Raw genomic sequence first — 25,557 nt, 5'->3', positions numbered from 1 at the left:
ACCGTGGCGCCGAGCCCGGGCGTGGCGATGGACCCGGCCTCGGGCGAGGTCGCGATCCAGAATTACACGATCAATTTCGGCCCGCAGCATCCGGCGGCGCACGGCGTGCTGCGGCTGGTGCTGGAGCTGGATGGCGAGATCGTCGAGCGCGTCGATCCGCATGTCGGCCTGCTCCATCGCGGTACCGAGAAGCTGATCGAATATAAGACCTATCTTCAGGCTTTGCCTTATTTCGACCGGCTGGATTATTGCTCGCCGCTCAACATGGAGCACTCCTATGTGCTCGCGATCGAGAAATTGCTCGGCATCGAGGTGCCGCTGCGCGCGCAATATCTGCGCGTGTTCTTCGCGGAGCTGAGCCGGATCAGCAATCACATGCTCAATCTGGGATCGCACATCATGGATGTGGGCGCGATGACGCCCAATCTGTGGCTGTTCGAGATCCGCGAAGATTGCATGAACTTCTTCGAGCGCGCGTCGGGCGCGCGCATGCATGCCGCCTGGTTCCGCCCCGGCGGTGTCCATCAGGACGTGCCGCTCAAGCTGCTGACCGATATCGGTACATGGCTCGATGAGCGCATGCCGCGCCTGTTCGAGGACGCGATCAGCCTCGTTGCGGACAATCGCATCTTCAAGCAGCGCAATGTCGATATCGGGCTGGTCAGCCGCGACGACGCGATCGCCTGGGGTTTCTCCGGCCCGATGATCCGCGCCGCGGGCATCCCCTGGGACATCCGCAAGTCGCAGCCGTACGACGTCTATGACCGCATGAATTTCGACGTGCCCGTCGGCACGCGTGGCGATTGCTATGATCGCTTCATGGTGCGCGTCGAGGAAGTGCGCCAGTCGATGCGGATCATGAAGCAGTGCCTGGCGGAAATGCCCGAGGGCGAGATTGCCAGCCTCGATCGCAAGGTCGTGCCGCCCAAGCGCGGCGAGATGAAGCAGTCGATGGAAGCGCTGATCCATCACTTCAAACTCTATACCGAGGGCTTTCACGTTCCCGCCGGCGAAGTCTATGTCGCGACCGAAAGCCCCAAGGGCGAATTTGGCGTGTTCCTGGTCAGCGACGGCAGCAACAAGCCGTATCGCTGCAAGATCCGCCCGACCGCCTTCAGTCATTTGCAGGCGATGGATTTCATGATGAAGGGACATATGCTGGCCGATACGACCGCCATCCTGTCCGCGATCGATATTGTTTTTGGCGAGTGTGACCGCTGATGGCTGACGCAGCCCACATCCCCGACGAAGCCGAGACCCGCGCCCGCTGGGGCGATTTCGCCTGGACGGCGGAAAATGCCGAGCAGGTGAAGGTCGTGAAGGCGCGCTACCCGACCGGGCGGGAACATTCGGCGATCATGCCCTTGCTCGATCTTGCGCAGCGTCAGGTCGGAGCAGAGACCAACACGCAGGGCTGGTTGCCCGTGCCGGTGATCGAATATGTCGCGAAGGAAGTGGGTATGCCCTACATCCGCGCGCTGGAAGTCGTCAGCTTCTACACGATGTACAATATGGCGCCGGTCGGCCGCTATCATGTCCAGGTGTGCGGGACGACGCCGTGCATGCTGCGCGGGTCGGACGATGTGCTCGACGCCTGCTACAAGAAGGGCCTCAAGAAGGGGCATACCACCCCCGACGGCCTGTTTACGCTGACCGAGGTCGAATGTCTCGGCGCCTGCGTCAATGCACCGATGGTGCAGATCAACGATGACAATTACGAGGATCTGACGTTCGACACGACGACCGCGATCCTGGAAGCCCTGGCCCGCGGCGAAACGCCCAAGCCCGGCCCGCAGGTCGATCGCTTCCTGGCAGCGCCCATGGGTGGTCCGACCGTGCTGAAGGAATTCACCTCGTGAGCGGGGGGCGCAACAGCGCTCCCTCTCCCCAGCGGGGAGAGGGCTGGGGTGAGGGGGAGCGACGCGTGAGCGTCGCGTCCGACCTCGCCGTTGGTCACCCTCACCCAACCCTCTCCCTCAAGGGAGAGGGCTTTATGGGGGCGTATTGCTAATGCCGCTCGTGCTCGCACTCCTGATCGGCGTCGTGCTGTTCGTCCTGTTGCTCAAGGCCGTCATCGGCCTGGTCGTGCTCGGACTCGGATTGGCATTGGCCGTGATCGTCTATTTCGCAGCGGAGAAGTTGGTGGGGCAGGGACGATGATCAGCTCGATCGACGACAAGGACCGCATCTTCACGAACATCTACGGCTTCCAGGACTGGGGGCTGGAGGGCGCGCAGAAGCGGGGCGACTGGGACAATACCAAGGATCTGATGGTCCGCGGTCAGGACCAGATCATCGAGGATATCAAGGCGTCGGGCCTGCGCGGCCGCGGCGGCGCAGGTTTCCCGACCGGCATGAAGTGGAGCTTCATGCCCAAGGAGCCCAAGCCCGGCCGCCCCAGCTTCCTGCTGATCAACGCCGACGAATCCGAGCCCGGCTCGTGCAAGGATCGCGAGATCCTGCGCCACGATCCGCACAAATTGCTGGAAGGCGCGCTGATCGCGGGCTTCGCGATGCGCGCGCGCGCCGCCTACATCTATATTCGCGGCGAGTTCATCCGCGAGGCGGAGAACCTCTTCGCCGCCGTCGCCCAGGCCTATGACAAGGGTCTGCTCGGCAAGAATGCCGCCGGCTCGGGCTATGATTTCGACGTCTTCGTCCATCGCGGCGCGGGCGCCTATATCTGCGGCGAGGAAACCGCGCAGATCGAGAGCCTGGAAGGCAAGAAGGGCCAACCGCGCCTGAAGCCGCCATTTCCCGCCGGCGTCGGCCTGTTCGGTTGTCCGACCACGGTCAATAACGTGGAGTCGATCGCGGTCGTCCCCACGATCCTGCGGCGCGGCCCCGCCTGGTTCGCCGGCATTGGCCGCGACAAGAATCAGGGCACCAAGCTCTTCCAGATCTCCGGTCACGTGAACACGCCGACCGTTGTCGAAGAAGCGATGGGCATCAGCTTCCGCGAACTGATCGAAAAGCATGCCGGCGGCATTCGTGGCGGCTGGGACAATCTCCTCGCCGTGATCCCGGGCGGATCGTCGGTGCCTTTGGTGCCGGCCGCGCAGATCATGGACGCGCCGATGGATTTCGACGGTCTGCGCGAACTCGGCTCCGGCCTCGGGACCGCCGCCGTTATCGTCATGGACAAGTCGACCGACATCGTCCGCGCGATCAGCCGCATCTCCTACTTCTACAAGCATGAGAGCTGCGGCCAGTGCACGCCGTGCCGCGAAGGCACCGGCTGGATGTGGCGCGTGATGGAGCGGCTGCGCACCGGCGAGGCCGAAATGCATGAGATCGACATGCTGCAGGAAGTGACCAAGCAGGTCGAGGGTCACACGATCTGTGCCTTGGGCGATGCGGCCGCCTGGCCGATCCAGGGCCTGATCCGCCATTTCCGTCCCGAAATCGAAAAGCGCATCAACGAGCGTCGCGGCGCGCACGATTATGCGGTGGCGGCCGAATGAACGGCTTAGACATTCTTGCTATTGCGGGCGGCGTGGCCCTGCTTGGTTTCGTTGCCTGGTCTTTGTGGCCTGCCAAGAAGCCGAGGGTTGAAGCGCCGTCGGCATCCAATAACTGGCGGCGCGCAGGGCATGAGACTGACAATCGTCCCGTGCCAGGAACGCCGTCCATCTCTCCCGAAGCCGCTGCTGTGCCTTTTGCCAGCGATAGCACCGGCGGAGTGCATTTCTAATGCCCAAGCTGACTGTAGATGGAATCGAAGTCGAAGTGCCCAACGGCGCGACCGTGCTCCAAGCCTGCGAAGCCGCAGGTAAGGAAGTGCCGCGCTTCTGCTATCACGAGCGTCTGTCGATCGCCGGCAATTGCCGGATGTGTCTGGTCGAGGTGAAGCCGGGGCCGCCCAAGCCGCAGGCCTCCTGCGCGCTGCCCGCCGCCGACAATCAGGAAATCCGCACCGACAGCGCGATGGTCAAGAAGGCGCGCGAGGGGGTGATGGAGTTTCTGCTCATCAACCACCCGCTCGATTGCCCGATCTGCGATCAGGGCGGCGAATGCGATCTCCAGGATCAGTCGATCGCTTATGGTCGCGGCTTCACCCGCTTCCATGAGAATAAGCGCGCGGTCACCGAGAAATATATGGGGCCGCTCGTCAAGACGGTCATGACCCGCTGCATTCAGTGCACGCGATGCGTGCGCTTCGCCGAGGAAGTCGCCGGCGTCGAGGAAATCGGCGCGCTCTATCGCGGCGAGAATATGCAGATCACCTCCTATCTGGAGCAGGCGATCTCGTCCGAATTGTCGGGCAATGTCGTCGATCTCTGCCCGGTCGGTGCGCTCACCTCCAAGCCCTACGCCTTCGAGGCGCGGCCGTGGGAGCTGAAGAAGACGTTCGCGATCGACGTGATGGACGCGCTCGGCACCAACATCCGCCTCGACAGCCGGGGTCGTCAGGTCTTGCGCGCGCTCCCGCGCGTGAATGACGACGTCAACGAGGAATGGGCGTCGGACAAGACGCGCCACCATGTCGATGGCCTGGTGCGCGCCCGTCTCGATAAGCCCTATGTTCGCAAGGACGGCAAGCTGCAGCCGGCAACCTGGGCCGAAGCCTTCGCGGCGATCAAGGCGGTCGACGCCGGTTCCAGCGTGGCGGCGATCGCGGGCGATCTGGTCGACTGCGAGACGATGTATGCCGCAAAGGCCTTGCTGGCGAAGCTCGGCTCCAACCTCCTGGAAGGCCGCCAGACCGGGCTCGCTTACGACACGTCCAGCATCGCGGCGGTGAATTTCAATACCACCATCGCCGGTATAGAGACGGCGGACGCGATCCTGCTCGTGGGGTCGAACGTCCGCTGGGAAGCGCCCCTGGTCAACACGCGGATCCGCAAGGCGGTGAAGCGCGGTGCCAAGGTGTTCGCGATCGGGCCCGAGGTCGACCTGACCTATCCGGTCACATGGCTTGGCAATGATCTCGGTCTGCTGGGGTCGCTGCCCGCCGCAGTTACCGATCTGTTCGGCAAGGCGCAGCGCCCGGCGGTGATCGTCGGCGGCGCCGCGTTGAAGACAGGGCAGGGCGCCAGCCTCGCGCTGATCGACAGCCTTGGCCTGATCAAGGATGCCGCTTCGACGGGCTCAGGACAGGGTTGGAACGGCTATAACGTGCTGCATATGGCGGCGTCGCGCATGGGCGGGTTGATGCTCGGCTATGCGCAGGTCGGTGGCATTGCGGACGTGACGAAGGCTGCGCCGAAGCTCACCTTCCTGCTCGGCGCGGATGAAGTTTCCGACGCCGCGCTCGGCGGCAGTTTCAAGGTCTATGTCGGCCACCATGGCGATCATGGGGCGTCCATCGCCGACGTGATCCTGCCCGCGGCCAGCTATGCCGAAAAGAGCGGCACCTATGTCAATCTGGAAGGGCGCGTGCAGCGCGGCGACCGTGCCGTATTCCCGCCCGGTGATGCGCGCGAGGATTGGGCAATTTTCCGTGCGCTGTCCGATGTGCTCGGTCACACGCTTCCGTTCGACACGCTCGATGCCCTGCGTGCGCAGATGGTGGCGGACGTGCCGGCGCTGGGCACGATCGGCCTCGCCAGCTTCGATTGGCAGCGTCCCAGCCTCGCCACCGCCGCATCGGGCGAAATCGCCTATCCGATCCGGGATTTCTACCTGACCAACGCCATCGCCCGCGCAAGCGATACGATGCAGCGCTGCTCGGCCGAAATCCTCCACGGCGAAACCTATGCGGAGGCTGCAGAATGAGCGCCGTCTTCGCTTGGTCCATGAAGCACGGCGCCTGCATTCTCTTTGTTTTGGCAGTCGTCATGGTCGTGTTTAGTTTCGTCCCGCTGGCCTTCGGTGTGCTTACCAGTGGCCAGGGTTTGTCAGGTCTTTGGCAGATTTCGGCGCTGGCAGTGAATTCGCTCAGCGCGGCGGTGCTGCCTTTTGCGGGGGCGTTGTTGATTAACCGTCTCGATAACCGGCGGGAGCTTCGCGCATGACTAGCTGGTTCACCGGCTTCCTGCCTTATGGCTGGGCGTGGTTTGTCGCTACGTTGATCGACATCCTCGTCATCGCCCTGCCGCTGATGCTGGCGGTGGCGATGATCATCTATGCGGATCGCAAGATCTGGGCGGCGATGGCGCTGCGGCGCGGTCCCAACGTGGTCGGGCCGTTCGGTCTGCTCCAGTCGTTCGCGGACGGTCTGAAGGTCTTCCTGCAGGAAACCATCATCCCGTCGGCCGCCAATCGCGGGCTGTTCCTGATCGCGCCGATCATCACCTTCACCGTCGCCCTGGCGGCGTGGGCCGTGATCCCGTTCGGGCCGCGCGCGGTGCTCGCCAACGTCAATGTCGGCTTGCTCTACCTGCTCGCGGTCAGCTCGATCGGCGTCTATGGCGTGATCCTGTCGGGTTGGGCGTCCAACTCGAAATATCCCTTCTACTCCGCGATCCGCGCCGCCGCGCAGATGGTCAGCTATGAAGTCTCGATCGGCTTCATCGTGATCTCGGTCGTGTTGTGGACGGGCAGTTTCAACCTCAACGCGATCGTCACCGGACAGCGCGGCCACATCCTCGGCTTCATCAACGCCTATGGCTTCAACCCGCTGCTGTTCCCGATGGCGGTGATGTTCCTGATCTCGTCGATGGCGGAGACGGCGCGTGCGCCGTTCGATCTGACCGAGGCGGAGAGCGAGATCGTCGCGGGCTATCAGACCGAATATTCGTCGATGAGCTTCGCGCTCTTCTGGCTCGGCGAATATGGCAATGTGCTGCTGATGTGTGCGCTCAATGCCACCCTCTTCTGGGGTGGCTGGCTGCCGCCGATCGACCTGCCGATCCTCTATGCCGTCCCGGGCATCATCTGGCTGTTCGGCAAGATCCTGTTCTTCTTCTTCGTCTTCTCCTGGGTGAAGGCGACGGTGCCGCGCTACCGTTACGACCAGCTGATGCGCCTGGGCTGGAAGGTCTTCCTGCCGCTGTCGCTGTTCTGGGTCTTCCTGGTCTCCGGCTACCTGATGGTCACACGCTACGGAATGCACCCATGATCAGTGTTGCGTTGATCATGGCGGCGGCCGCAAGCCTCACGCATTACGATTGCGTCATGGAAGTGCCGAAATCGCTCGTACGTGATGAAAAGGGCGTAACCCTTAGCCAGATCGGTTTTCCTAATGTTTCCGACGGCGGGCATTTTTCGCTGGCGTTGGACGCAGGCAAAGGTGGCCGCGGCACTGCCGCGACGATCACTTGGCCAGGGGATCCAATCCAGATCGCCGGCAAACATGCCGCTTTGATTACGGCCGACGGTGCAATCGCCTTCGCCGCTCCATCGGCCGGACCATGCATGTTCACCGAAAGCATGTGTCTGACTATGGTCAGCATGGCACGGCAGCCGGACAACAGCATTGCGTTCATCGTCCAGCCGTCCGCGCTGGCAACCGATGAGCAGAAAAAGACGCGCAAGCCTTTCATCGTAGTCGCTGAAGGCTCCTGCAAGGAAGTTACGGGATGAACGTCGGCTACCTCATAAAGTCGTTTACGCTCTGGGAGTTCGTGAAGGCGCACGCCAAGACGCTGCGCTACTTCTTCAAGGCGAAGGCCACGATCAACTATCCGCACGAGAAGAACCCGCTGAGCCCGCGCTTCCGCGGCGAACATGCCTTGCGCCGTTATCCCAACGGCGAAGAGCGCTGCATCGCGTGCAAATTGTGCGAAGCGGTGTGCCCGGCACAGGCGATCACGATCGAGGCCGAACCGCGCGACGACGGCAGTCGCCGCACCACGCGCTACGACATCGACATGACCAAGTGCATCTTCTGCGGTTTCTGCCAGGAAGCCTGCCCGGTCGACGCGATCGTCGAAGGTCCGAATTTCGAATATTCGACCGAGACGCGCGAAGAGCTGATCTACGACAAGGCCAAGCTGATCGCGAACGGTGACCGGTGGGAGCCGATCCTCGCGCAGAACCTTGCCGCCGATGCACCCTACCGTTAATGCGCGCTCATATTCTCCCAACTCCGTTCGTCCCGAGTAGGGATCGAGCTCGGCGAGAGCCCGTATCGAGGGATCGTACAAGCGCCTCGATACGCGTCCTCGACAAGCTCGGCCGCTACTCGGACCGAACGGGTCTGTCTTTCGCAAAGGCGTTTGGCCAGCCGTGATCCAGATCCTCGCCTTCTATCTGTTTGCGGTCGTGACCGTGCTGTCGGGTGTCCTGTGCGTGACCGCGCGCAACCCGGTGCACAGCGTGCTGTGGCTGATCCTCGCTTTCTTCAACGCCGCCGGCCTGATGGTTCTGGTCGGCGCCGAGTTCATCGCGATGCTGCTGATCATCGTCTATGTCGGCGCGGTTGCGGTGCTGTTCCTGTTCGTCGTCATGATGCTGGACATCGACTTCGCCGAATTGCGCTCCGGCTTTGCGCGCTATCTTCCGCTCGGTGTCGGTCTCGTCGCGTTGCTGGCGGGCGAGATCATCTTCGCGGGGAGCGCATGGAGTTCCGGCGGGCTGCAATTGTCGCGCGTCGCGCCGACGCCGGATCCGGCCGGCATCCCCAACATCCAGGCGCTCGGTATCCTGATCTACACGCGCTATCTGTATATCTTCGAAGGCGCCGGGCTGGTGCTGCTGGTCGCGCTGATCGGCGCGATCGTGCTGACGCATCGCAAGCGCGGCGACGTGCGTACCCAGAATATTGCGCGCCAGAATATGCGTCGTCCGCAGGACGCCACGCGCAACACGCAGCCTGGCATCGGGCAGGGGGTCGAACTGTGATCGGATTGTCCCACTATCTGGTCGTGTCCGCGATCCTGTTCGTGACCGGCGTGTTCGGCATCTTCCTGAACCGGAAGAACATCATCATCATCCTGATGGCGATCGAGCTGATCCTGCTGAGCGTGAACATCAACCTCGTCGCGTTTTCGGCCTATCTCCACGATCTGGTCGGCCAGGTGGTGGCGATGTTCGTGCTGACCGTGGCGGCGGGCGAGGCCGCGATCGGGCTCGCCATTCTGGTTATCTATTTCCGTGGCCGCGGCACGATCGCGGTCGACGACGTCAATCGGATGAAGGGATGATGCGCGTGACGCTAACCGTCATCCCAGCGAAAGCTGGGATCTCAGGACATGCAGCGATGCGCTTGCCACATCAGACCCCAGCTTTTGCTGGAGTGACGGTGTCGCGCGCATGATCGTCGCCATTGTCTTCCTGCCGCTCCTGGCCGCGATCATCGCGGGTCTCGGCAATCGCGCCATCGGCAATGTGCCGGCCAAGCTGGTGACGACGGCCTTGCTGTTCGCGTCGTGCGCGATGTCCTGGCCGATCTTCCTTGAATTCCTGAACGGCACCGGCACCGCCCATGTCGTCAAGGTGCTCAGCTTCATCAGCTCCGGCGATCTGCACGTCGATTGGTCGCTGCGCGTCGATACGCTGACGGCTGTGATGCTGGTGGTGGTCACGACGGTGTCCAGCCTCGTCCACCTGTATAGCTGGGGCTATATGGCGGAGGATCCGTCGCAGCCGCGCTTCTTTGCCTATCTGTCGCTTTTCACCTTCGCCATGCTCATGCTGGTGACGTCGGACAATCTGATCCAGATGTTCTTCGGCTGGGAAGGCGTCGGCCTCGCCTCCTATCTGCTGATCGGCTTCTGGTATGAAAAGCCGTCCGCGCAGGCCGCCGCGATCAAGGCGTTCGTGGTCAACCGCGTCGGCGATTTCGGCTTCAGCCTGGGTATCTTCGGCGTCTTCCTGGTGTTCGGCACCGTCTCCATTCCGGCGATCCTTGCGGCCGCCCCCAGCATGGCAGGTTCGACCATCGGCTTCCTCGGCGGCCGGGTCGATACGATGACCTTGCTCTGTCTGCTGCTGTTCGTCGGCGCGATGGGCAAGTCGGCGCAGCTGGGCCTGCACACCTGGCTGCCGGACGCGATGGAAGGCCCTACGCCCGTGTCCGCGCTGATCCACGCAGCGACGATGGTCACCGCAGGCGTGTTCATGGTCTGCCGCCTGTCACCCCTGTTCGAAACCAGCCAGACGGCGTTGACGGTCGTGACCTATGTCGGCGCGGCGACGGCCCTGTTCGCCGCCACCGTCGGCACGGTCCAGACCGACATCAAGCGCGTCATCGCCTATTCCACCTGCTCGCAGCTCGGATATATGTTCTTCGCCGCGGGCGTCGGCGCCTTCGGCGGCGCCATGTTCCACCTGTTCACGCATGCCTTCTTCAAGGCGTTGCTGTTCCTGTGCGCGGGCTCGGTCATCCACGCGATGCACCACGAGCAGGACATGCGCTTCTATGGCGGCCTGCGAAAGCATATCCCGATTACCTTCTGGGCGATGCTGGCGGGTACGCTGGCGATCACCGGCGTCGGTGTCGCGGAAGTGTTCGGCTTTGCGGGTTTCTATTCGAAGGACGCGATCATCGAGGCGGCCTATGCGCGCGGGACGACGGCGGGCGGCATCGCTTACTTCGTCGGCGTCTCCGCCGCGCTGCTGACCAGCTTCTATTCGTGGCGCCTGATCTTCCTGACCTTCTTCGGCGAACCGCGTTGGGCGGGCTCCGAGCATATCCAGCACGCGGTGCATGATGCGCACGGTCATCACGGCCACGGCGACGATCATCATGCGCATGCTGCGCACGATGCCCCGGACGAAGGCGCGGGCAGCGAACCGCACACGCATGACGCAGGGGCCGAACAGGTCGTGCACGGCACGGCGGGCTATCATCCGCACGAAAGCCCGTGGACGATGCTCGTGCCGTTGCTGGTCCTGAGCGTCGGCGCGGTGTTCGCCGGTTATGTCTTCGCCGGTCATTTCATCGGGGAGGGCGCCAGCGCCTTCTGGCAGGGCAGCCTGTGGTTCAGCCATGAGCGGATGGAAGCGGCGCACCATGTGCCGGAGCTGGTCAAACTGTCGGCGACGATCGTCATGATCATCGGCCTCGCCGTGGCGTATTATGCCTATATGGCGGATCGCTCGGTTCCCGGTCGCTTCGCCAAGACGTTCCCGGGGCTGTACGCCTTCCTGCTCAACAAATGGTATTTCGACGAATTGTACGATCTCCTCTTCGTCCGTCCCGCCTTCGCGCTCGGCCGGTTCTTCTGGAAGCGCGGCGACCAGAAGACGATCGATCGCTTCGGCCCCGATGGCGCCGCCTGGGCGGTGCAGACGGGTGCGGCGGTCAGCCGTCGCCTGCAGTCGGGCTATGTCTATACTTATGCTCTGGTGATGCTGCTTGGCCTTGCCGCGGCGGCAACTTGGGCGATGGCAGCCTGATATGAACCAGCTCGGCTTCCCCATTCTCAGTCTTTTGATCGGGCTTCCGATCTTCGCCGCGGCGGCGTGCCTGTTCGCCGACGCCAAAGCGGCCCGGTGGATCGCGCTTGCCGCGACCCTGGTCGATTTCGGCATCGGCATCCTGCTGTGGGTCCTGTACCAGGTCGGCGGCCCGCAATGGCAGTTCACCGAAAGCCTGCCGCTGTTCGGCAGCTTCAGCTGGGCGCTCGGCATCGACGGCATCGCGCTGATGCTGATCGAATTGTCCGTGTTCCTGATGCCAATCTGCATTCTCGCCAGCTGGGAATCGATCAGCAAGCGCGTGCCCGAATATATGGCGATGCTGCTGCTGACCGAGGCGCTGATGCTCGGCGTGTTCGCAGCGCAGGACATGTTCCTGTTCTACATCTTCTTCGAAGCCGGCCTGATCCCGATGTATCTGATCATCGGCATCTGGGGCGGGCAGGAGCGCATCTACGCCTCCTACAAATTCTTCCTCTATACGCTGCTCGGCTCGGTGCTCATGCTGATCGCGATGCTGTGGATGGCGAACTTCGCGCATTCCACCAGCATTCCGGTGCTGATGACCACCAACTTCCCGGCGCATGCGCAGACCTGGCTGTTCCTCGCCTTCTTCGCCTCGTTCGCGGTGAAGATGCCGATGTGGCCGGTCCACACCTGGCTGCCCGACGCGCACGTTCAGGCGCCGACCGCGGGTTCGGTCATCCTGGCGGGCGTGTTGCTGAAGATGGGCGGATATGGCTTCATCCGCTTCTCCCTGCCGATGTTCCCCGCGGCCAGTGCCGAGTTGTTCTGGCTGATCGCCACGCTCAGCAGCATCGCGATCGTCTACACCTCGCTGGTCGCGCTGGTGCAGCAGGATATGAAGAAGCTGATCGCCTATTCGTCCGTCGCGCATATGGCCTTCGTCACCTTCGGCCTGTTCGCCTTCAACCGGCAGGGGCTGGAAGGCTCGCTGCTGGTGATGCTCAGCCACGGTCTGGTGTCGGGCGCGCTCTTCCTGTGCGTCGGCGTTGTCTATGATCGCCTGCACACGCGCGAGATCTCGCGCTACGGCGGCGTCGCGACCAACATGCCTTATTATGCGTCGCTCTTCCTGCTGTTCACGATGGCGTCGGTCGGCCTGCCCGGCACGTCCGGCTTCGTCGGCGAATTCCTCAGCATGATGGGCATTTACGGCGCGTCGACCTGGGCGGCCTTCTTCGCGACCACCGGCATCATCCTGGGTGCGGCGTATATGCTGTATCTCTATCGTCGCGTGGCGCAGGGGCCGCTCGACAAGCCGGACGTCGCGGCGATGTCCGATCTGTCGCCGCGCGAGTTCGTGCTGCTCGTACCGATCGCGCTCGTCGTGTTGTGGATGGGCGTCTATCCGGAGAGTTTCATGGCGCCGATGCGCAAAGACGTGGGCGTCGTGCTGGAGCGGGTCGATCCCGCCTGGCATGGGGGTGATTCCAAACTGACCAAGGGCAATCGTCCGGCTGCAACTGTTGCTCCGGCGGAGGCGCACTGATGTCCGCTTCCTATCTCCTCGCCACCCTGCCGGAGCTGATCCTGTCGATCGGCGCGCTGGTCCTCCTGCTCGTGTCCGCCTGGCGCGGCGACGGTGCGACGCGCGCCATCAGCTGGACCTCGGTGGGTTTGCTGGTGCTGGCCGGCCTGTCGCTGGTTGGCCCCGCGGGCCATGCCGGCATTACCTTCGGCGGTCTTTATCGCGCCGATGCCTTTGGCGCCTTTGCCAAGGTGCTGATCTATATCGGTGCGGCGGTCGCAATCGTGATCGCGCCTAATTGGTTCGAACGCGGCGGTCCGCTGCGGGCGGAATATCCGATCCTGATCCTGCTCTCGTCCGTGGGCATGGGCATGATGGTCTCGGCGACCGATCTGCTGACCCTCTATGTCGGGCTCGAGCTGCAGAGCCTTGCCGCCTATGTGCTGGCAAGCTTCATGCGGCGCGATCAGCGCTCGGCAGAGGCCGGCCTGAAATATTTCATCCTGGGCGCGCTCGCCAGCGGCATCCTGCTCTATGGCATTGCCTTGCTCTACGGCTTTACCGGCACGACCGAGTTTGACGGCATCGCCCGGATCCTCACGGCCGGCGCGCCGCAGGATGTCCAGGTCGGCCGTCTGATGGGCATGATCTTCATCCTGTCGGGTCTGTTCTTCAAGGCGTCGATCGTGCCGTTCCATATGTGGACGCCGGACGTGTATGAAGGCGCCCCCACGCCGGTCACCGCCTTCTTCGCGTCCGCGCCAAAGGTGGCGGCGGTGGCGTTGTTGGTACGCGTCGCGATCGAGGCGCTGGGGCCGGCGACCGAAGCGTGGCGCCAGATCGTTTCCGTCGTCGGCATCGCCTCGATCGTATGGGGTGCACTCGGCGCGATCATGCAGACGAACATCAAGCGACTGCTGGCCTATTCGTCGATCAACAATGTCGGCTTTGCCATCCTCGGGCTCGTACCCGGCGATCAGGCGGGTACGGCCTCGGTGCTGTTCTATATGGCGGTCTACATCGTCATGACGCTCGGCAGCTTCCTGTGCGTGCTGCAGATGCGCGATGCGGAAGGCAATTCGATCGAGAGCATCGCCTCGCTGTCCGGCCTGTCGCGGACGCGGCCGTGGCTGGCGGCCGCCATGGCCATCTTCATGTTCAGCCTTGCCGGCATTCCGCCGCTGCTCGGCTTCTGGCCGAAGGTTGTGGTGTTCCAGGCGCTGGTGAATATCGGCTGGTGGCCGCTCGCCGCCTTCGGCATCGCCGCCTCGGTGATCGGCGCTTATTATTACCTCAAGATCGTCAAGACGATGTATTTCGACGAGCCGGCACCGGCGTTCGCCGCCCGCGACAGTGGCGTCGAGGGCGGTCTGATCGCCATCAGCGCGGTCGCCATCTCGCCGCTGGGATATCTGGCGCTGCCGTTCCTGACGGCGACGACGATGGCGGCGGCCAAGGCGCTGTTCTGATCGCGACGATCCGTACGGTCGAGGAGACCGGGTCGACCAACGCGGATCTGCTGAGTGCCGCCCGGAGCGGAGCGCCGGAAGGCCTCTGGCTGCGGGCGGAACGCCAGACACGCGGCCGCGGCCGGGTCGGGCGGGACTGGGCATCCCCCGCCGGCAATCTCTACGCCAGCACGATCGTGCGGTTAAATTCGGGCGAGCCGGAAGCACCCACGCTGGCCCTGGTCGCGGCGGTCGCGCTGGAGGAGGTGGCGTCAGCCTATGCGCCCGGCCGGCTGCAGCTGAAATGGCCGAACGATCTGATGGCCGGTCCGGCCAAATTGGCCGGCATCCTGCTGGAACGTGCCGACGATGCCGTCGTCATCGGGTTCGGCGTCAATTTGGCCCATTATCCCGCCGATCTCGCGCGCCCGACCACCTGTATCGCCGCGCTCACCGGGGCGGCGCCCGATCCGGCAAGCTTCATGACCAATCTCGCCGAGGCGTTCGCCCGCTGGCTGGCGCGCTGGCGGGGCGAGGGGTTGGCACCGGTCCGCGCGCGCTGGTTGCAGCAGGCGCATCCGATCGGCAGCGCGCTCAAGTCCAATGACGCCGAAGGGCTGTTCGAAGGGCTCGATCGCGATGGCGCCTTGCTGCTGCGTCAGGCCGACGGCCGCATCCTCTCGGTCCGCGCCGGCGACGTCTTCCTGCTACCCTGATCAGGCGCGCGCGAACTTCGCCAGCAAATCGGTGAGCCCGGCGGTGGACGTTTCGGTCTTGGTCGCGACCATCCACAGGTCGAAATGCTGGGGCCGGCGGCGGACGCCCAGCGCCGGAAAGCCCGCTGCCCGGCCATGCTGCGCCAGCGTCCGCGCCGTGAAACCGGTGCGATGCGCCATATAGACCTCGCCCCGGCGGATTGCCGCGATATGGCCGTAGAGGATGTCCAACGGCGTGATAGGCCCCGCCGGCGAGACGTAGAGCGGATCTTCCAGCCGGCCCTCGGCCACATGCCGGGCCACTTCTTCCAGATCGGGGCAGGTGACGACCGCAAAACCGTCCGGTTTGATCACGCGGTGGAACTCGGCGAGTACGCCATCCACCTCATGCGGGAACACATGCTCGATATTATGCGAGGAATAGACGACGTCGACGCTGCTGTCGGCGACGGCGCGCATGTCGGTGATCGTGCCGACGATATCCGGCCGCACGTCGGGGTTGATGTCGAAGCGCACTTCCTCCCAACTGCCGTCCTGAAACCCGTCTGGCATCTTTGCGATCGTTGCCGAACCGCAGCCGACATGCAGCACCCGGCGCTGGCGCGGCGGCGCGTCAGCCATGTGCCGCCGCCTGCCACTGCTGCAGGGCATCGCGCGCCCGCGCCGCCATCAACCCCTTGCGATCCGCCTTTTTGGACTTGGTCTCAAGCGGCGGAAATAGCCCGAAATTGACGTTCATCGGCTGATAGGTCTCCACTTCGGCGCCGCCGGTAATATGGCCGAGCAGCGCGCCCAAAGCCGTCTCGCGCGGCGGGCTGGGGAGTGCGGCGCCGGCGAGTTCGGCCGCGGCGAACCGCCCGGCCAGAAGCCCGATCGCGGCGCTTTCGACATAGCCTTCGCAGCCGGTGATCTGCCCGGCAAACCGGATATTCGGCTGCGACTTCAACCGCAGGCTGCCGTCGAGCAACTTGGGGCTCTGGATGAACGTATTGCGATGCAGCCCGCCCAGCCGCGCAAATTTCGCATTCTGCAGGCCGGGAATCGTCCGGAAGATCCGCACCTGCTCGGCATGTTTCAGCTTGGTCTGGAAACCGACGATGTTCCACAACGTCCCCAGCGCATTATCCTGGCGTAGCTGGACGACCGCATAGGGCCAGCGTCCGGTCCGCGGATCGTCCAGCCCGACGGGCTTCATCGGCCCGTAACGCAGCGTGTCGACCCCGCGCGAGGCCGCCACCTCGATCGGCATGCAGCCTTCGAAATAAGGCGTGTTAAGCTCCCACTCGCGAAATTCGCCCTTCTCGCCCTCCATCAACGCCGTGTGGAAGGCGAGATATTCGTCCTTGTTCATCGGGCAGTTGATATAATCGTGCCCGTCGCCCTTGTTCCAGCGCGACTGGAACCAGGCCGTCTCCATGTCGATCGAATCGCGATGCACGATCGGCGCGATGGCATCGAAGAAAGCCAGCGCGTCTTCGCCCGTCTCGCTGCGCACCGCCTCCGCCAGCGCGGCGCCCGTCAGCGGTCCGGTCGCAATGATCGTCGGCCCCTCGGGCAGGCTGTCGATCCGCTCGCGCACCAGCTCGATCTTGGGGTGCGCCGCGATCGCGGCGGTCACGCCCTGGGCAAAGCCGTCGCGATCCACCGCCAAGGCGGATCCCGCCGGCACGCGATGCTGATCCGCCTGCGCCAGGATCAGCGATCCCATCGCGCGCATCTCCGCATGCAGCAGGCCGACCGCATTATGCTCGGCATCGTCCGACCGGAAACTGTTGGAACAGACGAGCTCGGCCAGCGCGTCCGTATGGTGCGCGGGCGTGGCTTCGATGCCCCGCATCTCCGACAATCGAACCTGGTAGCCTGCCTCGGCCAGCTGCCAGGCCGCCTCCGATCCGGCGAGCCCGCCGCCGATTATGTGAATCTGGTGTGTCATTCCGCAAGCGCCTAGAAGGTTTCGGCCGGTCCGTGAACCGGCAGGAGACATCGGATGATGATAACCGCTGGGCTTGTCGCGCTGCTGGTGCTGCTCGCGATCCTGCTCCCCACCCTCTTCAAATCCTTCGGCGTGAACCAGGAATATGAACGCGCCGTCCTGTTCCGCCTCGGCCGCCTGGGCGAGCCCAAGGGGCCGGGCTGGTATTGGCTCATCCCCTGGGTCGACCGCGTCGTCCGCGTTGATCTGCGCACCGTCACCAGCGTGCTGGAAACGCAGGAGACGGTGACACGCGATGGCGTGCCGGTAAAGGTCAATGCCGTCCTGTGGTTTCGCGCCAAGGATGCGACGCAGGTCGTCACCACCGTCCAGCATTGGCAGGCTGCGGTCATCCAGGCCGCGGAGACCGCGATGCGCGACGCGATCGGGCAGAGCGATCTCGATCAGATGCTGAAGGAACGGCTGCTCATCAACCAGCGCCTGCAGGATATGCTGGCGCGCGCCTGCGATCATTGGGGCGTCGTCGTCGACTCAATCGAGATGAAGGATCTCGACATCCCCGAACAGATGCAGCGCGCGATCGGCCGCGAGGCCGAGGCGATCCGCGAAAAGCGCGCGCGTATCATCAAGGCCGAAGGCGAGCAGGAGGCGGCGCAGAAGCTCGCCGAGGCTGCGGGGATCATTGGCGGCACCGAAGGCGCGCTCGAACTGCGCCGCCTGCAAACGCTGGCTGAGATTGGCGGCGAGCATAATTCGACGATCATCACGATGATGCCGGTCGAACTCCTGCAGGCCGCGAAGAAATTTGCGAAGGAATAGGCGGCGGCTGGCGGTGCGGGGCTCGGGGGCTATGGCGGCGGCGGTCGTCCGGCGTTGACAGGCGATCGCCCGCACCCGGCCCGCGTGCCGACCGGTCGCTATCCAATATGAGGCTTACGAGGCAATCTCGTTCACATCATGCGGCGTCAGGGACGTGGCACACCAGCGTCTCGCGCGGACAGCGATGGGAAACTGCTAGGTGTCTTCAGCACAGGATACCTGGCGTAACATGCGCATCCCACACGGCTTTCGGTGTCGAAACCGTAGAAGAATAAGCATCGGCCTCGCCGGGCAAGGCCGACCGAACGGCCTCGAACCGGATCCGATCGCCCTTCACGCCCCGTCCACGAAGCCGCCGTTTGATTGTCAACTCGCGTCGCTTGGCAAGCCGCAAGGCTTGCTCATCGATCGGGCCTGCAACGACGGGGCTGATTGTTATCCAGCCGGAACGCCATAGGGGCGCCCTTAAGTATGCGATGGACGTGTCGAGCGCCGCGTCCCTATCCAGCCGGTCGCTGCCGCGCACAAAGCCAAAAATCGGTCCCCCCGGACAGGTCATCGCGTCCGCAGGAGCGGTCGGCTTTGCGAGCAGAAGGAAGGCGAGGAACGGTATCACCGCGTGACACTCTATTGCACGCGCCGTCCCCGCAAGCGGCGAATATCGCTCTTCTGTGCGTGCTGGCGCTGCCGATGTTGTGCGCCGGTCTATTGTTGGCCGCGCGGGTGCCAACCTGTTACTGCGCGCGGTCATCACCGCCCTTACGGGTGCGGTGGTAGCGCGGATCGATGGGATCGGTTGGTATGGGCACAGGTGGGGTGATGCGCGAGAGAGGAAGGCGCGGCCGGCTTCGTGGCATTTCCCGCATAGTGGCAGCGCTCGTTGCCGGCACATCCATGGCCAGGGGCGCTATCGCGGCCCCAGACCAGACGGTGGCGCTTGATCGTATTGTCGCTTTGTACGGCATCGCACCGGCTATGTCGCGGCGCGAAGCGATGGCGCACGCGCAAGCGCACGGCTGCGTGGATGCCGGGGACGCAGGCGTGGGGGAACTCCACCTGCGTTGCGGAACGGGTATGCTGACGATGGAACTCACCCGTGACGAGAGGGTCTGGCTCGTTCGCGCCTCGGTGGACCTGACCGGCGGCACCCTGGGGCTCGCAGCCGCGCGGCGGCGCCTGATCGCGCGTTTCGGCCGCCCAACAACGATGATCTTGGAGGCAAAGGTCTGGTTATGGCTGCCTCGTCCGGCATCGGCGTCCACCGCAGGCCGTTGCTGGACGCAAGCTGGAATGTTGGGCGCTGCGCGCCAAACGCCCGGCGCGACGCTGCCGCAGATTTCCCCCGCATGCTCGCCGCTCCGCTCCGCCATTCAGGCTGAAGTTGATGGTCATACAGGCCTGATCGTCCAGTATGAGGATCCCGCGCTGGGCCTTTCCAGTCAGCGTTAGATCGCACGCGCTGCGTCGGCGGCGTTCGCAAGGGGCGCCGGATCGCTGTCGTCCGACATGTCCGCTGCGCTATGGTGCGCATCATCACCTGATACCGGTGGACCTTCTCCAGAGCGTGAAGAAGACGGCTCAATCGTAGCGTCAGGCGCGGCGCCCCAGCGGCAGATGAGGCCGCAGGTCGCTCCTGTCGCCGCCATGGCAAGGGTCATCGCGGCGCCAGATTTCCAGCACAGCCCGACGATCAGACCGCCGGCCGCGCCGGCCATGGCCCACGCCAATCTTGTCCGGAAACCAGACCAGAATCTGCTCGCCCCTAGCATCAGCAGGCTGCCGACGATGACCGGTCCGATCGAAATGATGAAGCCAAAGACCGCCGATACCGACAATATGAGAGCCACATTCCCGATGTCCTCCCAGGTGAACGTGATGGACCGGTCCCGGTAGAAAAGCGCCACCGCAGCCCACATGAAGAAAATAGGCCCCGCCAGCGTCGCCGCCGCGGCGATCCCGACAATCGGGAAGCGTAAGGGTTTCATCGCATCCTCCATCGAAAGGTGCCCGTGCGCGGGCGGCCGGCCAGGGCGGGTCAGTCTTGCTTGCCTTGCGGGAGCGCGAAGCGGGCGACCTTGCCGCCTAGCTTCGTCAGCGACACGAGCGTTCCCTTGGGTAGGACGCGCACCTGTTCATACCAGGTCGCCGGGGTCGATATGAAATCTTGCATCCGCCTCATGGCGTGCCGGTGAAGGTCAACGCCGTCCTGTGGTTTCGCGCCAAGGATGCGACGCAGGTCGTCACCACCGTCCAGCATTGGCAGGCCGCGGTCATCCAGGCCGCGGAGACCGCGATGCGCGTCGCGATCGGGCAGAGCGATCTCGATCAGATGCTGAAGGAACGGCTGCTCATCAACCAGCGCCTGCAGGATATGCTGGCGCGCGCCTGCGATCATTGGGGCGTCGTCGTCGACTCAATCGAGATGAAGGATCTCGACATCCCCGAACAGATGCAGCGCGCGATCGGCCGCGAGGCCGAGGCGATCCGCGAAAAGCGCGCCCGCATCATCAAGGCCGAAGGCGAGCAGGAGGCGGCGCAAAAGCTCGCCGAGGCTGCGGGGATCATCGGCGGCACCGAAGGCGCGCTCGAACTGCGCCGCCTGCAAACGCTGGCGGAGATTGGCGGCGAGCACAATTCGACGATCATCACGATGATGCCGGTCGAACTCCTGCAGGCCGCGAAGAAATTTGCGGAGAAATAGAGCGGCCGACGCTGCAAGGGGCGCCGGTGGTAACCGTCGCCCGACGACGACATTCGGGCGTCCGCTGTTGCGCCGTCGGCCGACGGGCACCCCGGAGCTGCGCTGTCTCGATGTGCCGACGAGCTCTCGGCATCCATGACCAACGTCGTGAACCGGCAGCATTGGATTTCACAAGAGTAATCTGGGTTGCATAAATGAAAACAAGTGGTCAGGTTCGGGCCGCGCTGTGCATAACGCAGCACTTGGGAGGTTGCGTGAACGAGAAGAATGCGTCGCCTAGCTGGGCCATCACCCGGCGGGCGCTGCTGGGAAGCGGTGCGGGCGCGGCGATCGTGTCGCGCGGCCTGGCTCAAGCCGCGACGAGAATTGTCGCCCCGGAATTCATGATCCGCTCCGGCGAACTGTCGATCGCTGTTACGGCCATGAGCGATCGTGCGTTCCGCGTCCGCGCCGTGCCCTTGGGAGCGCCCCCCGCGAAACCGAGCGAGATGCTGGCGCCCATCGCGAAACCGCATAGTCCCAAGCGCACGCGGCAGGATGGCCAAACGCGGCTGACGCTCCCGGGTGCGCAATGCATGTGGGACGATGCGACAGGGTGCCTGTCGTTTCATGACGGCGCCGGCAACCTGCTTCTGAGCGAAGCGCCCGGATCGCGCCACGTCGCGCCATCGACAATCGGGAACGAGCCGACCTTGGCCGTGACGCAAGCCTTTGCCAGCCCGGCTGATGAACGCCTCTACGGCACGGGCTGCTTTCAGGACGGTTATCTCGATATTCGGGGCCTGCCGCGTCGCCTGACGCAGGTGAATACGCAGATCAGCCAGCCTTTCGTGCTGTCGAGCAAGGGCTATGGCCTGCTGTGGCATAATCCCGGCATGGCGGAGCTGAACCGACCGGACCGGCCGGTGCCGCTGACCCGGCAGGCGACGGCGGGTGTGGCGCGAACGGCGGACGTCACCACGTCCACCGGCAATGCCCGCGTCCAGCGCCGCGATGCCGTTTTCACGGGCAAGTTCACGGTCGCGCAGGAAGGCCCCCACGCATTCCTGCTCGATCTCGGGCGCAAGATGTCCTCGCGCCACTATGTGGAGATCGACGGCAAGCCGCTGATGGACCACGCCAATATCTGGCTGCCGCCGACCGCCAGTTTCATCAGCACGCTTGCTGCCGGAGAGCACAAAGTGATGGTGCGGGCGGGCGAGGAGGACGTGCCGGTCCTCACCTTTGCACCGGTCGAGGATCGCACGACCTGGTGGTCGCCCGTATCCGAAGGGATCGATTATATCGTGATCGCAGGGCCGACGGCGGCCGAGGTAATGGCAGGCTATCACGCCTTGCTCGGCCCGCAGCCGATGATGCCGCTATGGGCGCTCGGTTACATCCACTGTCGCGAGCGCTTTCACTCGTCCGACGAGATCATGGCGACGGCACGCGAATTCCGCGCGCGCAAGCTTCCCTGCGACATGATGGTGCAGGATTGGCAATATTGGGGGAAGTATGGCTGGAACGCCATGCGCTTCGACGAGGATCATTATCCCGATCCCGCCGGCCTCGTTCGCGATCTGCATGCGACGGACATGCGCCTGATGCTGTCGGTCTGGTCCAAGGTCGGCAAGGACACCGAGCTGGGCAAGGAAGTCGCGGCCAAGGGCTTTTACATTCCGGGCACCGAATGGATCGATTTCTTCAATCCCGTCGCCGCGCATTTCTATGCCCGGCAGCAGAACCAGAAGCTCGCCTCGCTCGGCATCGATGCCTGGTGGCAGGACGCGACCGAACCCGAGAATGACGATCTGGCGGGTCGGACGATATATGCGGCACCGGGCCGGACCCAGCCGGGCGAGATGCGCCGTAACCTCTATCCGCTGCACGTCAGCCGGACGGTGTATGAGGGACAGCGGCGCGCTTATCCGGACAAAAGGGTAATGATCCTCACCCGATCGGCGGCGCCGGGCCAGCAACGCTATGGCGCGGCGACATGGTCGGGCGACATCGGCCACGATTGGGAGACGCTGAAACGGCAGATCCCGGCCGGGCTCAACATGGCGGCGGCGGGCCAGCCCTGGTGGACCGTCGACGCCGGCGGCTTCTTCCGGCCGGGCAAGGATCAATATACGGACCCTGCCTATCAGGAACGCTTCCTGCGCTGGTTCCAGTTCGCGATCTTCCTGCCGATGACGCGTGTCCACGGCTACATGACCGATACCGAGTTCTGGCGCTATGGTGAGACGGTGGAGCGCGTCGCGCGCTTCTACCTCGAACTGCGCTATCGTCTGCTGCCCTACACCTACGCTCTGGCGGCCGAGGCTTCGTCCGCTGGAATGCCGCTGATCCGGCCGCTGCTGTTCGATTTTCCGAACGATCCGAAGGCGCTGGATCAGGTCCATGCCTACATGTTCGGCAGCGCCATCCACGTCGCGCCGGTGCTGGCCGCCGGCGTGACGAGCTGGGCCGTATATTTGCCGGTGACGGAAGGCGGCTGGTACGATTTCTGGACAGGCGCGCATCGTGAAGGCGGGCGCACGCACACCATTCCGGTGGCCCTGGACCGCATTCCGCTTCACGTGCGGGCGGGCAGCATATTGCCGCTGGGGCCGGTCGGCCAATCGACGGCGGGGCTGCTCGGTGGGGCGCTCGATCTGCTGGTATATCCCGGTCGGGACGGCGCCGCCGCTTTGTACGAGGATGACGGGCTCACCTATCGCTGCGAGCAAGGTGCGGCGGCACACACGACGCTGGCGTGGGAGCAGGCCGCGGGCGTGCTCACGCTGGGCGCGCGGCGGGGCACCTATCCCGGCATGACGAAGAGCCGGGCGATCCGCGCGCATCTCATGCGCCCTGGGACCTCCGCGCTGTCGGCAAACACGGGTGTGGCGGTGGATTATACCGGGCGCGCCAAGCAAATGATCCTCGGCACTTAGCGCGCGCCCGGATGTCTTGTTGGCTTCATCCTGAAGCTGCTCATAAAATCAGAAAATGCGCAACAGGTGGCATCACATGATCAAGTCAAAGCTGTCAGTCTTTGTCGCCATCTCGGCTCTGGTTGCAACCTGGTCCAGTGCTTCTTTCGCGCAAGCCAAATCGCAACAGGTCGATCGCACACCACAAGCGATCCTTTACGGCGTGGCATATTACGACGAATACACGCCTGTCGATCGCATCGATGAAGACTTCCGCCTGATGAAAGAGGCGAACATTACGGTGGTTCGGATCGCCGAGTCGACATGGGGAACGCTTGAGCCGCAGCCGGGCGTCTTTGACTTCCGCCATGTCGATCGGATGCTGTCGGCCGCCCAACGTTATGGCATCAAGGTCATCGTCGGCACGCCGACCTATGCGATCCCGACATGGCTCGCGCGTGAGCACCCGGATGTGCTGGTGACGAGACCGGAGGGGCAGGCCAAGTTTGGCTTTCGCCAGAATATGGACATTACGAACCCGCATTATCGCGCAGCGGCGCAACGGGTCATTGAGGCGCTGATCGCCCACGTTGCTCAAAACCCGGCGGTGATCGGCTATCAGGTCGACAACGAAACCAAGCCTTACAACACGTCGGGGCCGAACGTGCAGGCGGCCTTCGTGAAGGCGCTGCAGCAAAAGTGGGGAAGCCTCGACAAGTTGAATCAGGCTTGGGGGCTCGATTACTGGAGCAATCGCGTTAACCGGTGGGAAGACTTTCCGTCTTCCGTCGGATCGATGAATGCGAGCGTCAAAAACGCCTTTGCCGAATTCCAACGAGGTCTCGTAACGGACTTTCTGGCATGGCAAACCGCGCTGGTCCGCAAGCACGCGCGTAACGACCAGTTCGTCACCCAGAATTTTGACATGGGATGGCTGAAAACGTCCTACGGCATTCAGCCCGAGGTCAACCATTGGCAGGCCGCGCGGCCGCTCGACGTTGCCGGCATGGACATCTACCACCCGACCCAGGACGACCTGACCGGCGTCGAGATCGCCTTCGGCGGTGATCTCGCGCGCTCGCTGAAAGGCGGCGCGAATTACTACGTTATCGAGACCGAAGCCCAGGGATGGCTGCAATGGACACCCTATCCAGGTCAATTGCGGCTCCAGGCGTTCAGCCATCTCGCGTCGGGCGCCAACATGGTCGCCTATTGGCACTGGGCGACAACGGCAAATGCCGTCGAGACCTACTGGCGCGGATTGCTGACCCAGGACTATCAGCCGAACGAAGTCTATATTGCGGCGAAGGGGATTGGTGCCGAGATCAAACGTCTTAGCCCAAAGCTCGCGGATCTGAAAAAGAGCAACGACGTCGCCATCTATGTCAGTAATCGTGCGCAGACCGCGTTCGACTCGTTCAAGCTGCCTGGAAACATCGAATACAACCAGGTGATGCGCCCGTTTTACGACGCTTTGTACAGAAGAAATATTGAGGCGGACGTCATTTCGCCGGACGGAAATCCGGATCTGGCGAAGTACAAGATGATAATCGTGCCCGCCCTGTATTCGGCGAGCGACGAGGAAATCGCTCGGTTGAATGCATATGCCGAAGCTGGCGGCCACCTCGTTTACACGTTCAAAAGCGGGTTCACCAACGAGGATTCCAAGGTGCGCTACGCGACGCAGCCGGGCGCAATCGCGCAAGCAGCAGGGGTGAAATACCAGCTGTTTACCGAACCCAAGGGGGTCAAGATCGGGCCCGACCTATATGGCCTAGGCGAAAAGGATCTGGAGGCGCGCTGGTGGATGGAGTTCCTGACCCCAACGACGGCCAAGGTGATTGCCCGCTTTGATCACCATTCTTGGCCCAATTATGCCGCTGTCACGCGCAATATCAACGGCAAGGGAGAGGTGACCTACATCGGCTTCATGCCGTCGGATGCGTTGATCGAGGGGATCCTGACCGACACTGCAAAACGGGCTGGCGTTGTTTGGCCAGAGTCGGCTCGCTTTCCTCTGATTGTCCGTAGCGGCACTCTCACGAATGGCAGTCGGGTCCGCTATCTGCTGAATTACTCGCCAAAGAGGCAAGATATTCCTCGGGAGCTCGTCAATGGAACAGATCTTCTGACGGGCAAGCAGGCGGCTTCTACGATCGACCCTTGGGGCGTGGCGATCTTGGAGAGCAGCCGTTGAGATGAAGCAAGGACCTTCTTGCGGTGGGACGCGGGGCTTAACAGTTTGGGTGGTCACATAACGGATGCTCAGCACAGGTGAACTTGCGCGCGCTCGGATTGCGC

General features: G+C 63.6%; 24 protein-coding genes. 20 read left to right on the top strand and 4 right to left on the bottom strand.

Annotated features, from left to right (window positions below; translation table 11 throughout):
- The first annotated feature begins 27 nt into the window (after positions 1-27).
- The 15 genes from ACSBM8_RS10275 to ACSBM8_RS10205 all read left to right on the top strand — a co-directional run bounded on the left by ACSBM8_RS10275 (position 28) and on the right by ACSBM8_RS10205 (position 14,903).
- Complete coding sequence (locus ACSBM8_RS10275) at positions 28-1,221, top strand: NADH-quinone oxidoreductase subunit D (protein ID WP_442681554.1); 1,194 nt, start codon at positions 28-30, stop codon at positions 1,219-1,221.
- Positions 1,221-1,859, top strand: coding sequence for a complex I 24 kDa subunit family protein (locus tag ACSBM8_RS10270; RefSeq protein ID WP_442677939.1), 639 nt, complete (start codon positions 1,221-1,223; stop codon positions 1,857-1,859). The genes ACSBM8_RS10275 and ACSBM8_RS10270 overlap by 1 nt, the downstream gene beginning before the upstream one ends.
- A gap of 151 nt (positions 1,860-2,010) precedes the next feature.
- Positions 2,011-2,160: a hypothetical protein gene (locus ACSBM8_RS10265; protein ID WP_442677938.1), complete on the top strand. Its 150-nt coding sequence runs from the start codon at positions 2,011-2,013 to the stop codon at positions 2,158-2,160.
- Positions 2,157-3,464, top strand: coding sequence for an NADH-quinone oxidoreductase subunit NuoF (nuoF, locus tag ACSBM8_RS10260; protein WP_442677937.1), 1,308 nt, complete (start codon positions 2,157-2,159; stop codon positions 3,462-3,464). The genes ACSBM8_RS10265 and nuoF overlap by 4 nt, the downstream gene beginning before the upstream one ends.
- Positions 3,465-3,693: 229 nt before the next feature.
- Positions 3,694-5,718, top strand: a complete 2,025-nt coding sequence (gene nuoG, locus ACSBM8_RS10255; RefSeq protein ID WP_442677936.1) for an NADH-quinone oxidoreductase subunit NuoG — start codon at positions 3,694-3,696, stop codon at positions 5,716-5,718.
- A complete protein-coding gene (locus tag ACSBM8_RS10250) occupies positions 5,715-5,957 on the top strand; it encodes a hypothetical protein (protein WP_442677935.1) in 243 nt (80 codons plus the stop codon). The genes nuoG and ACSBM8_RS10250 overlap by 4 nt, the downstream gene beginning before the upstream one ends.
- The gene (nuoH, locus tag ACSBM8_RS10245; RefSeq protein WP_442677934.1) at positions 5,954-7,003 is read left to right on the top strand and encodes an NADH-quinone oxidoreductase subunit NuoH; all 1,050 of its coding nucleotides are present in this window, start codon (positions 5,954-5,956) and stop codon (positions 7,001-7,003) included. Before ACSBM8_RS10250 ends, nuoH begins: the two co-directional genes overlap by 4 nt.
- Entirely contained in the window at positions 7,000-7,467 is a 468-nt protein-coding gene (locus ACSBM8_RS10240) for a hypothetical protein (protein ID WP_442677933.1), read from the top strand. The genes nuoH and ACSBM8_RS10240 overlap by 4 nt, the downstream gene beginning before the upstream one ends.
- Positions 7,464-7,949, top strand: coding sequence for an NADH-quinone oxidoreductase subunit NuoI (nuoI, locus tag ACSBM8_RS10235; RefSeq protein WP_442677932.1), 486 nt, complete (start codon positions 7,464-7,466; stop codon positions 7,947-7,949). Before ACSBM8_RS10240 ends, nuoI begins: the two co-directional genes overlap by 4 nt.
- 163 nt (positions 7,950-8,112) lie before the next feature.
- A complete protein-coding gene (locus ACSBM8_RS10230) occupies positions 8,113-8,727 on the top strand; it encodes an NADH-quinone oxidoreductase subunit J (protein ID WP_442677931.1) in 615 nt (204 codons plus the stop codon).
- The gene (gene nuoK, locus ACSBM8_RS10225; RefSeq protein WP_420138165.1) at positions 8,724-9,029 is read left to right on the top strand and encodes an NADH-quinone oxidoreductase subunit NuoK; all 306 of its coding nucleotides are present in this window, start codon (positions 8,724-8,726) and stop codon (positions 9,027-9,029) included. The genes ACSBM8_RS10230 and nuoK overlap by 4 nt, the downstream gene beginning before the upstream one ends.
- A gap of 109 nt (positions 9,030-9,138) precedes the next feature.
- Positions 9,139-11,226 (top strand): NADH-quinone oxidoreductase subunit L, encoded by a 2,088-nt coding sequence (gene nuoL / locus ACSBM8_RS10220; RefSeq protein ID WP_442677930.1) that lies wholly within the window; start codon positions 9,139-9,141, stop codon positions 11,224-11,226.
- A 1-nt stretch (position 11,227) separates the two neighbouring features.
- The gene (locus tag ACSBM8_RS10215; RefSeq protein ID WP_442677929.1) at positions 11,228-12,760 is read left to right on the top strand and encodes an NADH-quinone oxidoreductase subunit M; all 1,533 of its coding nucleotides are present in this window, start codon (positions 11,228-11,230) and stop codon (positions 12,758-12,760) included.
- The gene (gene nuoN, locus ACSBM8_RS10210) at positions 12,760-14,208 is read left to right on the top strand and encodes an NADH-quinone oxidoreductase subunit NuoN (protein WP_442677928.1); all 1,449 of its coding nucleotides are present in this window, start codon (positions 12,760-12,762) and stop codon (positions 14,206-14,208) included. Before ACSBM8_RS10215 ends, nuoN begins: the two co-directional genes overlap by 1 nt.
- Complete coding sequence (locus tag ACSBM8_RS10205) at positions 14,148-14,903, top strand: biotin--[acetyl-CoA-carboxylase] ligase (protein ID WP_442681553.1); 756 nt, start codon at positions 14,148-14,150, stop codon at positions 14,901-14,903. Before nuoN ends, ACSBM8_RS10205 begins: the two co-directional genes overlap by 61 nt.
- On the opposite strand, the gene ACSBM8_RS10200 is transcribed toward ACSBM8_RS10205, so the two are convergent.
- Both ACSBM8_RS10200 and trmFO read right to left on the bottom strand, forming a co-directional pair.
- Positions 14,904-15,524, bottom strand: a complete 621-nt coding sequence (locus tag ACSBM8_RS10200; RefSeq protein ID WP_442677927.1) for a class I SAM-dependent methyltransferase — start codon at positions 15,522-15,524, stop codon at positions 14,904-14,906.
- Entirely contained in the window at positions 15,517-16,836 is a 1,320-nt protein-coding gene (trmFO, locus tag ACSBM8_RS10195) for a methylenetetrahydrofolate--tRNA-(uracil(54)-C(5))-methyltransferase (FADH(2)-oxidizing) TrmFO (protein WP_442677926.1), read from the bottom strand. Before trmFO ends, ACSBM8_RS10200 begins: the two co-directional genes overlap by 8 nt.
- A 54-nt stretch (positions 16,837-16,890) precedes the next feature.
- On the opposite strand from trmFO, the gene ACSBM8_RS10190 reads away from it, so the two are divergent.
- Together ACSBM8_RS10190 and ACSBM8_RS10185 are read left to right on the top strand one after the other, a co-directional pair.
- The gene (locus ACSBM8_RS10190) at positions 16,891-17,655 is read left to right on the top strand and encodes a slipin family protein (RefSeq protein WP_442677925.1); all 765 of its coding nucleotides are present in this window, start codon (positions 16,891-16,893) and stop codon (positions 17,653-17,655) included.
- 1,074 nt (positions 17,656-18,729) lie between these two features.
- A complete protein-coding gene (locus ACSBM8_RS10185) occupies positions 18,730-19,104 on the top strand; it encodes a hypothetical protein (RefSeq protein WP_442677924.1) in 375 nt (124 codons plus the stop codon).
- On the opposite strand, the gene ACSBM8_RS10180 is transcribed toward ACSBM8_RS10185, so the two are convergent.
- Together ACSBM8_RS10180 and ACSBM8_RS10175 are read right to left on the bottom strand one after the other, a co-directional pair.
- Positions 19,101-19,652: a hypothetical protein gene (locus ACSBM8_RS10180; protein ID WP_442677923.1), complete on the bottom strand. Its 552-nt coding sequence runs from the start codon at positions 19,650-19,652 to the stop codon at positions 19,101-19,103. The genes ACSBM8_RS10185 and ACSBM8_RS10180 overlap by 4 nt on opposite strands.
- Before the next feature lie 38 nt (positions 19,653-19,690).
- The gene (locus ACSBM8_RS10175) at positions 19,691-19,825 is read right to left on the bottom strand and encodes a hypothetical protein (RefSeq protein WP_442677922.1); all 135 of its coding nucleotides are present in this window, start codon (positions 19,823-19,825) and stop codon (positions 19,691-19,693) included.
- Between the two features lie 18 nt (positions 19,826-19,843).
- Here ACSBM8_RS10175 and ACSBM8_RS10170 point away from each other — a divergent pair, with 18 nt between their 5' ends.
- From ACSBM8_RS10170 to ACSBM8_RS10160, 3 genes are all read left to right on the top strand, one after another.
- Entirely contained in the window at positions 19,844-20,356 is a 513-nt protein-coding gene (locus ACSBM8_RS10170) for an SPFH domain-containing protein (RefSeq protein ID WP_442677921.1), read from the top strand.
- A 254-nt stretch (positions 20,357-20,610) separates the two neighbouring features.
- Positions 20,611-23,277 carry a glycoside hydrolase family 31 protein gene (locus ACSBM8_RS10165; protein ID WP_442677920.1) on the top strand — a complete coding sequence of 889 codons (2,667 nt, stop codon included), beginning with the start codon at positions 20,611-20,613 and terminating at the stop codon, positions 23,275-23,277.
- Positions 23,278-23,353: 76 nt separating this feature from the next.
- Positions 23,354-25,453 (top strand): beta-galactosidase, encoded by a 2,100-nt coding sequence (locus ACSBM8_RS10160; RefSeq protein WP_442677919.1) that lies wholly within the window; start codon positions 23,354-23,356, stop codon positions 25,451-25,453.
- Positions 25,454-25,557: the final 104 nt, after the last annotated feature.

Origin of the sequence: Sphingomonas sp. ASY06-1R (assembly GCF_052180265.1) — a bacterium.
In the GTDB taxonomy this organism is placed as follows: Bacteria; Pseudomonadota; Alphaproteobacteria; order Sphingomonadales; family Sphingomonadaceae; genus Sphingomonas_I.
This window is presented reverse-complemented; position numbering and strand designations above follow the sequence as displayed.